The following is a 534-nucleotide window of genomic DNA, read 5'->3' as shown; positions in this document are numbered from 1 at the left end:
GGGTTTTTCGGCTGCGGAAGCGTTTATGCTGGTGAGAGGAACATGGTGACTGTCCTATGATTGCTCAAATTCCGTTTTTCGGACTTGATCCGAAGCAAATCGATGAGAAATGGGTGGAAGCGGGATACGGTCTGGAAGCGAATATTTTTGACGGCCATTCCTTTGAGGAAGCAGATTATATCAAAACATTTAATCAGACGCTGGAATATGCGAAACAGCTTGATCCTTCATTATTAACGCTGCATTTCCCGACAGATCATGCCGATTATGTGAATGAAGATCACATCAAAAAACAGCTTTATCACTTTGCGGAGCTCGCTGTGAAATACGGCGCCAAAGGCATAACCGTTCATGCGAATCAATTTATGACGGTTGAGGAATTTCAAGTCTATGACCTGGAAGGAAACCGTAAAAAAATCGTTGAGTTTTTCGCGGAGTTTGATGAGCGGCTGAAAGGGACAGACATTTGGATCGGTGTGGAAAACCTTCCGATCATCGGGAATCTGGGAGAGGATTTTGATCCGATTTTCATTT

1 pseudogene is annotated in these 534 nt (G+C 43.8%); it reads left to right on the top strand.

Going from position 1 to position 534, the window contains the following annotated elements:
* Window positions 1-56: 56 nt before the first annotated feature.
* A pseudogene (locus AC27KL_RS28170) lies at window positions 57-534 on the top strand (endonuclease); the annotation flags it as partial.

Source organism: Paenibacillus sp. YAE3 (assembly GCF_057546105.1).
This window is presented reverse-complemented; position numbering and strand designations above follow the sequence as displayed.